This is a genomic window from Pseudoalteromonas sp. SG45-2, from assembly GCF_014164115.1.
GTDB lineage: Bacteria > Pseudomonadota > Gammaproteobacteria > Enterobacterales > Alteromonadaceae > Pseudoalteromonas > Pseudoalteromonas distincta.
The window spans coordinates 111,143-121,622 of sequence record NZ_JACJEO010000017.1 but is presented as its reverse complement, the minus strand read 5'-3'; the positions used below and the strand labels follow the sequence as shown (position 1 = coordinate 121,622).

Genomic DNA, 10,480 nt, shown 5'->3' with positions numbered 1-10,480 from the left:
CCGACGAAATTACTTGCTTCATCCTATGTATTAACTCGCTCTAATTCGAGCTGAAGTAATTATGGCTTAAAAAGTGAAGCAAGGATCAGTGTGCTTAACTTGACAGTGGGAGTCATACCAACGCCTCATTCAGAGGCAATAAAATAGTTGGTTAAAATAAGCGAGGCACGAGCAAAAACCAACTGTTTTTTGTCCTGCTGAAATGACTTGTTATATGCCTATATACGAATATGCTTTAACACTCTGTTTTTTAGTATTTTTACTAGCTCAGGTTGCATTCTATCGTAGTTATCGGGAATATCTAAGCACACCAGTTTTTTACCTTTAAGTAAATCTTTAAACTTTTTTGAGGTTTTATTGCGATGTGACTTTTCCATTACGAAGATAATATCCGCCCATTCAACTAGATCACCGCTAAGAGGTGTTTCAGCGTCTGAGTTAGTGCCACAACCAATAGAGTTAATCCCATCATATTGAGAGAATACCTCTTCACCCGTTGGGCTTCTTAATCTATTTTCAGAGCAAACAAATAGTAGATTCACACGATTCCTTTCTTGGCATATAACAACTTTGTATCCGACATTTGTCGCTTTATAAACCGACAAATGTCCAAATATTACAAAGATTCTAATTTAACCAGCTAATAAGGACTTGTAAACAACTAGTTAGCCGATATTTAAGTTTCCTTGATGTAGAAATAGCCCAAAATGGTAGAGATCAGTAATATCGGACAAAAAAGTAATGAGCCATAAAATAGGTGTAAGCGATATTATTAATAAGATAACTTAAATTTTTCTCTAAGCTTTTGCCTTTAACCTAAAGAAAGCCGCTGTTCATTGCAAACAGCGGCTTTCGTCTTAAGATTTACAAGCTTAAAGCTTGCTTAACTTAAACTTGATTTTTATTGTTTACCAATCACTTCAAGTCCACCCATGTATGGGCGTAATACTTCTGGTACTACTACTGTGCCATCGGCTTGTTGGTAGTTTTCTAGTATGGCTACTAGTGTACGGCCAACGGCTAAGCCTGAACCATTTAGTGTATGTAGTAACTCTGGCTTTTTAACACCTTCACGACGAAAACGTGCTTGCATTCTACGCGCCTGAAAGTCAGCCATGTTTGAACATGATGAAATTTCGCGGTATGTATCTTGCGCAGGTAACCATACTTCTAAATCGTATGTTTTAGCTGAGCCAAAGCCCATGTCGCCCATACATAAAATTACTTTACGGTACGGAAGTTCTAATGCTTGTAGTATTTGCTCTGCGTGACCTGTTAACTCTTCAAGCGTTGCCATTGAGTCTTCTGGTTTTACAAGTTGTACAAGTTCAACTTTATCAAACTGGTGTTGACGAATTAAGCCACGCGTATCGCGACCATAACTGCCTGCTTCACTTCTGAAACACGGAGTGTGGGCAACTAAGCGAATTGGTAAATCGCTTTCGTCGTAAATTTCGTCACGGGCGCTGTTTGTAAGTGGTACTTCAGCTGTAGGAATTAAGCTAAAGCCGGCTTGTTGTTCGCCGTCATCGTTTACAAGGCCTAATGTGTGGAATAAATCGCCTGCAAATTTAGGTAATTGGCTGGTGCCATAAAGGCTTGCGCTATTTACTAGGTACGGTACATACATTTCTGTGTAGCCGTTTTTATCAGCGTGTGTATCTAGCATAAATTGCGTTAGTGCACGGTGCATACGCGCTACTTGGCCGCGCATTACAGTAAAGCGTGCGCCACTAATTTTAACGCCCATTTCAAAGTCTAAACCGTTTAGGTCTTGGCCTACATCAACGTGATCTTTAACTTCAAAATCGAATTTTTTAGGCGTGCCCCACGTTAAAATTTCAACGTTGTCGTCTTCGTCTTTACCGGCTGGTACTGACTCGTCTGGCAAGTTTGGAATTGCTAAAGCAATGTCGTTAATTGCGGCTAATACTTCATCTTGCTCTGTTTTAGCGGCATCTAGCTCACTGCCTAAGTTAGCTACTGCATCAAGTAGTGGCTGTGCGTCTTCGCCTTTAGCTTTGGCTTGACCAATTGCTTTTGCGCTTGCATTACGTTGACTTTGAAGTTCTTGCGTTTTTACTTGTAATGTTTTGCGTTTTTCTTCAAGTGCCGTTACCGTCGCTACATCGAGTTCGTAACCGCGCGCCGCTAAACGTGCTGCAGTTTGTTCGATGTCTTGACGTAAAAATTTAGAATCTAACATGTTAGTTTTTTAACCTTTTTGCATTACTAGCTGAAGGCCCAGCCAAGCCATAAAAATACACACCATCACGTTTAAGATGATATTGAGGGCCATTTTAATAAAGTGACCTTGTTGTAATAACAACAACGAGTCCATTGAGAATGTTGAAAAGGTGGTTAATGCACCTAAAAAGCCAATACCGATAAGGGTTTTGGCGGGGCTTGCGGTGATAATTTCTTTATCTATCAAACCGTACAAAATGCCCATTAACAATGAACCCAGAATATTAACCGTCAACGTGCCAAAAGGGAATCCCCTACCGAGGAGTTTTAGCATGCTTTCGCTAATAAAAAACCGTAAACACGCACCTGAGGCTCCGCCAAGGGCGATCATCATATAAAGTTTAATCATTTTCGTACCGTTTAAGTGGGCTTTGCGCATCGCGCTCTTTTAGGTAATCGAGTTTTTGTCTAATTTTTTGCTCAAGTCCGCGCTCGCTCGGTAAGTAATATTCTTTGCCGTCCATTTCTGGTGGTAAGTATTTTTCACCTGCGGCAAATGCGCCTTCTTCATTGTGCGCATAACGATACTCAGCGCCATACCCTAAGTCTTTCATTAAGTTAGTTGGGGCATTACGTAAATGCTCTGGTACTGGGTAACTTGGCTCGTTTTTGGCATCTGCTTTTGCTTGATTAAACGCCATATAAACTGCATTACTTTTAGGTGCGCTGGCTAAATACAGTGTGGCTTGTGCTATTGCACGCTCGCCCTCGCTTGGGCCAACACGTTGAAATATATCCCACGCGTTTAAAGCCACTTCCATCGCACGCGGATCGGCGTTACCAATGTCTTCTGTAGCTATGGCAAGTAAACGCCTTGCTACATACAAAGGGTCGCCACCACCGGCTAAAATTCGGCAATACCAATACAGTGCACCGTCGGGGGAGCTACCTCGTACTGATTTATGAAAGGCCGATATTAAATCGTAAAACTCATCGCCGCCTTTATCATATTTAGCTAAATGCGTGGGTAGCACTTGGCTAAGTACGTGCTCATCTACGTTGTATTGACCGTTTTTCTCGGTTGTTAAGTCAACTGCTTGTTCAAGTAAATTAAGTACTTTACGCGCATCGCCGCCACTTGCTTGGCACAGTGCCTTTTTAGCGTTGTCGGCAATAGTGATGTGTTTTTGGCTTAGCTGCTCGTCTTGTTTAAGTGCGCGCTCTATTACGGTGTATAAGTCGGTATCGGCAAGCGATTTTAAAACATACACGCGTGCACGCGACAATATAGCGTTGTTAAGGGCAAACGATGGGTTTTCTGTGGTTGCACCTACAAATATAAAGGTGCCGTCTTCTATGTGCGGTAAAAAGGCATCTTGTTGGGATTTATTAAAGCGATGAACTTCGTCAACAAACATAAGGGTGCGTTGGCCACGGCTTTCTAGGTTGTCCCGCGCTTGCGTTACGCTGTCGCGTATATCTTTTACGCCTGCAGTTACCGCCGACATTTGAATAAGTGAGGCATCAGCATGGTTGGCAATTATTTGCGCAAGTGTTGTTTTACCAACACCAGGCGGACCCCATAAAATTAAACTATGGCATCGCCCCGCGACAATGGCTTGATGCAGTGGTTTATCAGCACTTAATAAGTGCTGCTGACCAATGTATTCATCAAGCGTTGTAGGGCGCATACGCGCAGCAAGTGGGCGTACATCGGGCCCAAAATTAAAACCTAAATTACTCACCGTTACTCTGATCGTCTATTTCAACACCTTCAGGAGGCGTAAATTCAAAAGTGCTTTGATCAAGCGGCGTATTAACTTGGGCATTGTTAAACGTAAATGACGATAGCTGCCCTGAGTTGTCGGTAACCACTAGTTTAGCAAGCCCTTGCTCGTTACCCGCAAATGCTATATCAAGTTGTTCTACTTGGCTTTCTACGCCTTTATTTGGCGTTACGCTAAAGCCTGTACTTGTTGCAAGTACGCTGTATTTTTCCCACTGTGCTGGGTCTTTTGATGTCAGTAGCACAAATGGTGTTGAGTCGATTAGGCTGCTGGTTTTCATAATTGTTACTTGCTCAGCAAAGCTGTCGAAGTAATATGTTTTATCACCGTTTGATACAAATAACGTATCGTCTGGATTAGTTTGCTGCCAGCGAATCATCATAGGCTGTTGAAGCGCTATTGTGCCCTCGCCTTGCATAACTGCTTGGCCTTCTTTGTCTGTTACTTGTTGTGCAAACTGCGCTTTAAAGCTTTTTAAAGTGGCAAGTCTGTCTTGTAATGCTTGGCTGTCGTCAGCAAAGCTTGGTGCGGCAAGTACGCTGCCTAACACTAATAATAAGGCGTTAACTTTTTTCATGAATTTGCTCCATTAGGTACTAATACATCGCGAGCACCGTTATGACCTGGTGAACTCACGATACCCGATGTTTCCATTTGTTCTACTAAACGTGCTGCGCGGTTATAGCCAACACGTAATTTACGTTGCACTGACGATACCGATACTTTGCCGGTTTCAATTACAAACGACACAGCTTCGTCGTATAACGGATCAGATTCTTCATCTGCATTTTCGCTAGCTTCACCCGGTAATAAAATATCTTCAGTGGCATCGCCATTGAGTATTTCGTCAATGTAATTTGGTTTAGCACGTGCTTTCCAATCGTTTACTACGGCGTGTACTTCGTGGTCGTCTACAAACGCGCCATGCACACGCTCTGGTACGCTAGTGCCTGGCGGTAAATAAAGCATGTCGCCCATGCCTAGTAAGTTTTCTGCGCCTTGTTGGTCAAGTATTGTCCGTGAATCTATTTTGCTCGATACCTGAAACGCCATACGTGTTGGAATATTAGCTTTAATTAAGCCGGTAATTACATCAACTGACGGGCGCTGCGTAGCAAGCACTAAGTGAATCCCTGCCGCACGTGCTTTTTGAGCAATACGTGCAATAAGTTCTTCTACTTTTTTACCTACAATCATCATCATGTCGGCAAATTCGTCTATTACTACAACAATACTTGGTAATTTACCTAGCTCGTCGGGGACTTCTTTCATGCCATCGGTGTCTTTAAATAATGGATCAAGAATTGGGTAACCCGCTTCATTGGCTTCAAGCACTTTTTGGTTGTAACCTTTTAAGTTACGCACACCCAATGCTGACATTAATTTATAACGACGTTCCATTTCGCCTACACACCAACGCAGTGCGTTAGCAGCTTCTTTCATATCGGTAACTACTTCACACAATAAATGCGGAATGCCTTCGTATACTGAAAGCTCAAGCATTTTAGGGTCAATCATGATCATACGTACATCGTCAGGACCCGATTTGTAAAGCAAGCTTACTATCATGACATTAACGCCCACTGATTTACCTGAACCAGTTGTACCGGCTACCAATAAATGTGGCATTTTACCTAAGTCAGCACATACCGGCTGACCAGCAATGTCTTTACCAAGCACCATGGTAAGAGGCGACGGATTTTGCTCAAATTTAGGGGCGTTTATTACTTCTGATAAACGAACTATTTCACGGTGTTTATTTGGAAGCTCAATACCAACATAGGTTTTACCTGGGATAACTTCTACAACACGTACACTAATTGCCGAAAGCGAACGGGCTAAATCTTTAGCTAAGCCTGTAATTTTAGACACTTTAATACCTGGCGCTAAATCTAGCTCAAAACGCGTAACAACGGGGCCTGGGTATACCGCTACTACGGTTGCTTGTACGTTAAAGTCGAGAAGTTTTGTCTCTACTAGGCGCGATACGCTATCAAGCTCTTCTTGCGAAATTGGGTTTTTAGCTTTATCCGGTCTGTCGAGTAAATCGAGCGATGGTAATGGCCCCGGTGGTGGCTCTTGCGTTAATAATTGCTCAAACTTTTCTTTTGCCGTTGGTGGTGGTTGATATTGCGCTTTTGGTTTAGGCATTGGTCTTGCTGGCGATACCACCGTTGTAACTGGTTTTTCAGGCTCCACAACTGGGCTTTGATCAAGCGCATTTAATGCAGCAGCCGTGTCCATTGGTTCGTCATCTATTGCGCTAAAGCCAATTTCTTGATCGAGTATATCGTCAAGTTCATCAAACGGCATAAAGTCATCACTAATTTGTGGTTCACTAAATGGTGTTTGAGGCTTATCTATTGCTTTTTGTTTATCTGCTTTTTTAGCTGATGTAGGCAGCTCTATTTGCTCTTTTATATCGTCTTCAAAATGGGCGTCTGCTTCATCGTTATTATTTACTTTACCTGCAGTGTGTTCTCGGTGCATCCAGCCTTTTGCATACGATACAACATAGCGATAAAGCCTAACCATTAAATCGCCAAGGTAATCTACAAAATCAACCCACGATACTCCCGTCAATAAGGTAAGCCCTGCAAAAAAGAAACACAGCAATAATATAGATGTACCGGTAAAGTTAAACGCAGGCATCATGGCTGATGCAATAACATCGCCCACTACCCCACCCGATGAAAAGTTATAAATATCGTCGAAATTAATACTACTAATAGCGGTAGCTGAGGTAATAAATAAAGCAAAACCAATAACTCGCAGCGCTAAGGTAGTGTAATCAAGCTGTAAAATGCGGTGAGGTTGTTTAAATAGCAAGTAGCCAAATAGCTGAATGGCCGCTGGCACTAAGTAAGCCAACCAACCAAAGGTGAGTAATAAAATGTCGGCTATCCATGCACCGGCTGCTCCTGTGATGTTGCTTACTTCGCTAAAACTAGTTTGCGACCATGCAGCATCTGCTGGATCAAAGCTGATCAAGGCACATAAAATAAATATTGCCGTAAAGGTACTGATAATCAGCCCTGTTTCTAATAGTCTTTGCACACCGTTTAGGCGCATAGTTCCCTATTCCTCTTTATTATTCTATTTTTATTCACACTTACTTAGCAGTGAAATACCTTAGCAGGAAATGCAATTTGTTGCACTTTATCTTAACCTTGATGGCCTGATTATGAACAAGTTTTTATAATTTGAGCTTATATAAGCAAATGACGCAGTTAATATAAATAACCTCAAGTAATATAAGGACGAATAATTACGCCTTCTTCACCTTTTACTTCTTCCATTACTACATAAGTTCGGCTTTCACTTACGTTTGGCAGTTTCAATAGTATGTCGCCTAATACGCCACGGTATTCTGACATATCATTTACGCGCGTTTTAAGTAAAAAATCGAAATTACCCGATACTAAATGACATTCGATAATTTCTTCGTGCTTTTTAACCGCAGCACTAAACTCATCAAATACGTCGGGAGATGTTTTAGTAATCGTTACTTCTACATACACCGATAAACCTTGCCCAAGCTTAGCGGGATCGACCACCGCTTTATAGCCAAGTATATAACCTTCCCGTTCTAGCTTTTTTACTCGCTCCAAGCAGGGTGTGGCGCTTAGGCCAACTCGTCTGGCCAGTTCTACGTTCGACAAACGTCCATCGTGTTGTAATTCCATTAAAATTTTACGGTCAATTCTATCTAATAATTGATGCATAGTACCAACTAGTTTTTTATGCTGTTTATTTTTATTATCTAGATGATAACACTAGATTTGAGTTTAAAAAAGGTGAGACACACGGGCTTATGATGAATATAATAGTGGAAAATGTTAATCCGTTCTTAATAAGGCAAATGATATGATTATTGGTGTTCCAAAAGAAATTAAAAACCATGAATACCGTGTAGGTATGGTTCCTGCAAGTGTTCGTGAATTAGTAAACCACGGTCACCAAGTGATTGTAGAAACTGATGCAGGCATGGGCATTGGTTTTACTAACGAAGATTACACACAAGCGGGTGCTGAAATTTTAGCAACTGCTGCTGATGTTTTTGCTAAAGCAGACATGATTGTAAAAGTAAAAGAGCCGCAAGCTGTTGAACGTGCAATGCTACGTGAAGACCAAATTCTTTTCACTTACTTACACCTTGCACCTGATCTTCCACAAACTGAAGACCTTGTAAAAAGCAAAGCTATTTGTATTGCATACGAAACTGTAACTGACTCACGCGGTGGTTTACCGCTTCTTGCTCCTATGAGCGAAGTTGCTGGTCGTATGTCTATTCAAGCTGGTGCACAAGCGCTAGAAAAATCTAACCACGGTCGTGGCATGCTACTAGGTGGCGTACCAGGCGTTGAAGCTGCTAAAGTTGTTGTAATTGGCGGCGGCATGGTTGGTCGTAGCGCAGCTCAAATGGCTGTTGGCCTTGGTGCTGAAGTTGTCGTTCTTGATCGTAACATCGACGTATTACGTGCACTAGACGCGCAATTTGGTAATAAAGTTAAAGCTATTTACTCAACTGCTGATGCACTAGAAAAACACGTACTAGAAGCTGATTTAGTAATCGGTGGTGTACTGATCCCTGGTGCAGCTGCACCTAAACTAGTAACTGCTGAGCACATTAAAGCAATGAAACCTGGTTCTGCAATTGTTGACGTTGCAATCGACCAAGGTGGCTGTATTGCTACTTCTAAAGCAACGACGCATGCTGATCCAACTTTCATCGTTGATGAAGTTGTTCACTACTGTGTTGCTAACATGCCAGGTGCTGTTCCACGCACATCTACGTTTGCACTTAACAATGCAACATTGCCTTTCATCATTAACCTTGCAAACAAAGGTTATAAAAAGGCGCTACTAGATGACGCTCACTTCTTAAAAGGCTTAAACGTAATTAAAGGCCAAGTAACTTACAAAGAAGTAGCTGAAGCGTTCAACATGGAATATGTTGACCCACGCACAGCAGTAGAAAACGCATAATTTAGCGTTTCGTAGTTAGGTTGGTATTAAATAATATAGTAACCTAACTACAACCCATAAAAAAAAGCAGCTAATTAGCTGCTTTTTTTTATATTTAAATTTCAGATTTATATAAACTTATTTAGATAAAACGCTTAATTATAAAATCTACTTTTACGCGCTTAGCTTGGCCTAGTAGTTTTTTAACTGGCTGCGGGTAATCATCCATTGTTTCTAAATCATCTGGGCCTGTTAAACGGCGGCAGTGTTGTAAAATTTCCTGCTTTTCGTTATCAATAGCATCCATAATTGTTTGCTCTGGATCTTCTATTAAAATACCGTTTTCGATATCAAGACCCCATGCACGCGGATTTAAGTTATGCCCACTCAGTAAATGTTTTGTTCTATCTGAGCAAATACCTTTTAAATGAAACGAATTACTTTCATCTTTCCACAGATACACATTTAAATTACCGTTATCGATGTGGCGTTTTTGCGTTTTTACAAACTTATGCAAAATAGTTTCGTATAAATAAGGCAACGCCCCTATTTTACTAAACGGCTCGCTTGGCGGTAAATAAAAGTCATTAGCTGTTTTATCCCCTACCACAATCGTAACTTGCTTGCCTTGCTTTAATAATCGGCGCAGTGATCGCATAAGTGGCGCCGGAAAATTAAAGTATGGCGTATACAACACAAGCTCTTGCTCTGTGGTATCAAATAACGCTTTTATTAAACGATTTAATTCGTTATTACGACGACCAAGCCCTAAAAACAAACGAATACCTAATGCTTGCGTATTCAGTTGCTCTGCTGCGTTGTAACTTGCGACTTTTAAATCACGCATTAATTGCTTTTGATCAAGTTTGAAGTCGTGTAAACGCTTAAGCGGTCGTGTGTCTATGCGTGGCACAGCATCGGAGCTAATTAGCTTTGTCTCAATAAAATCAACCACTGAGTCACACAGCTCGCTCTGCGTTATTAAAAAGTAACGATCGAGTCTGTAACGCTCGTTATACTGCAAATACACATTGTTTAAGCTTGCGCCACTGTAAAGTAAGGTATCGTCAATGACAAAACCCTTTAAATGTAATACGCCAAATAATTCTTTAGCTTTTACAGGTACGCCATAAACTTGTACGTTCGATTTAAACTTTTCTAAATCGTCACAGTATAAACTTGCGTTACCATCAGACTTCTCTGCACCAATTAAACCACGTTGCGCACGATGAAAATCCACCAGCACTTTTACATCAAGCGCAGGGTTCTCTAATGATACTCGATGCAGGGCTTCTAAAATCTCGCGGCCTGCTTCGTCATCCTGTAAATAAAGCGCTGTGATATAAATTCGTTTTTTTGCATTAGCTATCAAACGTAGCAATTGCGTTCGGTAATCTTGCGCATTGGTTAAGACGTTAACGTCTTTTGAAGTCAACCCGAATGCGGGTTTTTCCTGCCAAAATAACATAGTTGCCTATTCGCTTAGGTCACATAATCTATCAGTGACAAATAAAATTAGGTAAAACATAACAAAAAAA

At 41.3% G+C, this 10,480-nt stretch carries 9 protein-coding genes; 1 reads left to right on the top strand and 8 read right to left on the bottom strand.

Annotation, left to right across the window (positions count from 1 at the left end; genetic code table 11):
* Window positions 1-218: 218 nt before the first annotated feature.
* The 7 genes from H5116_RS13695 to lrp all read right to left on the bottom strand — a co-directional run bounded on the left by H5116_RS13695 (window position 219) and on the right by lrp (window position 7,699).
* Entirely contained in the window at window positions 219-542 is a 324-nt protein-coding gene (locus H5116_RS13695; RefSeq protein WP_182716406.1) for a low molecular weight protein tyrosine phosphatase family protein, read from the bottom strand.
* Window positions 543-901: 359 nt separating this feature from the next.
* Window positions 902-2,206 carry a serine--tRNA ligase gene (gene serS / locus H5116_RS13690; RefSeq protein ID WP_002962971.1) on the bottom strand — a complete coding sequence of 435 codons (1,305 nt, stop codon included), beginning with the start codon at window positions 2,204-2,206 and terminating at the stop codon, window positions 902-904.
* 9 nt (window positions 2,207-2,215) lie between these two features.
* Complete coding sequence (gene crcB, locus H5116_RS13685; RefSeq protein ID WP_021032117.1) at window positions 2,216-2,596, bottom strand: fluoride efflux transporter CrcB; 381 nt, start codon at window positions 2,594-2,596, stop codon at window positions 2,216-2,218.
* Complete coding sequence (locus H5116_RS13680) at window positions 2,589-3,932, bottom strand: replication-associated recombination protein A (protein ID WP_182716405.1); 1,344 nt, start codon at window positions 3,930-3,932, stop codon at window positions 2,589-2,591. The genes crcB and H5116_RS13680 overlap by 8 nt, the downstream gene beginning before the upstream one ends.
* Window positions 3,925-4,551 carry an outer membrane lipoprotein chaperone LolA gene (gene lolA, locus H5116_RS13675; protein WP_138489158.1) on the bottom strand — a complete coding sequence of 209 codons (627 nt, stop codon included), beginning with the start codon at window positions 4,549-4,551 and terminating at the stop codon, window positions 3,925-3,927. The genes H5116_RS13680 and lolA overlap by 8 nt, the downstream gene beginning before the upstream one ends.
* Window positions 4,548-7,046 carry a DNA translocase FtsK gene (locus H5116_RS13670; protein ID WP_182716404.1) on the bottom strand — a complete coding sequence of 833 codons (2,499 nt, stop codon included), beginning with the start codon at window positions 7,044-7,046 and terminating at the stop codon, window positions 4,548-4,550. The genes lolA and H5116_RS13670 overlap by 4 nt, the downstream gene beginning before the upstream one ends.
* 173 nt (window positions 7,047-7,219) lie before the next feature.
* Entirely contained in the window at window positions 7,220-7,699 is a 480-nt protein-coding gene (lrp, locus tag H5116_RS13665; protein ID WP_007582985.1) for a leucine-responsive transcriptional regulator Lrp, read from the bottom strand.
* A gap of 142 nt (window positions 7,700-7,841) precedes the next feature.
* Here lrp and ald point away from each other — a divergent pair, with 142 nt between their 5' ends.
* Complete coding sequence (ald, locus tag H5116_RS13660) at window positions 7,842-8,963, top strand: alanine dehydrogenase (protein WP_002962982.1); 1,122 nt, start codon at window positions 7,842-7,844, stop codon at window positions 8,961-8,963.
* A gap of 121 nt (window positions 8,964-9,084) precedes the next feature.
* On the opposite strand, the gene pssA is transcribed toward ald, so the two are convergent.
* Window positions 9,085-10,410 (bottom strand): CDP-diacylglycerol--serine O-phosphatidyltransferase, encoded by a 1,326-nt coding sequence (gene pssA, locus H5116_RS13655; protein ID WP_182716403.1) that lies wholly within the window; start codon window positions 10,408-10,410, stop codon window positions 9,085-9,087.
* Between the last annotated feature and the right edge of the window lie 70 nt (window positions 10,411-10,480).

Coding starts and splice junctions, on each gene's coding strand:
- ald (WP_002962982.1), top strand. CDS start 7,842: ATGATTATTGGTGTTCCAAAAGAAATTAAAAACCATGAATACCGTGTA.
- lrp (WP_007582985.1), bottom strand. CDS start 7,699: ATGCATCAATTATTAGATAGAATTGACCGTAAAATTTTAATGGAATTA.
- crcB (WP_021032117.1), bottom strand. CDS start 2,596: ATGATTAAACTTTATATGATGATCGCCCTTGGCGGAGCCTCAGGTGCG.
- lolA (WP_138489158.1), bottom strand. CDS start 4,551: ATGAAAAAAGTTAACGCCTTATTATTAGTGTTAGGCAGCGTACTTGCC.
- H5116_RS13670 (WP_182716404.1), bottom strand. CDS start 7,046: ATGCGCCTAAACGGTGTGCAAAGACTATTAGAAACAGGGCTGATTATC.
- serS (WP_002962971.1), bottom strand. CDS start 2,206: ATGTTAGATTCTAAATTTTTACGTCAAGACATCGAACAAACTGCAGCA.
- pssA (WP_182716403.1), bottom strand. CDS start 10,410: ATGTTATTTTGGCAGGAAAAACCCGCATTCGGGTTGACTTCAAAAGAC.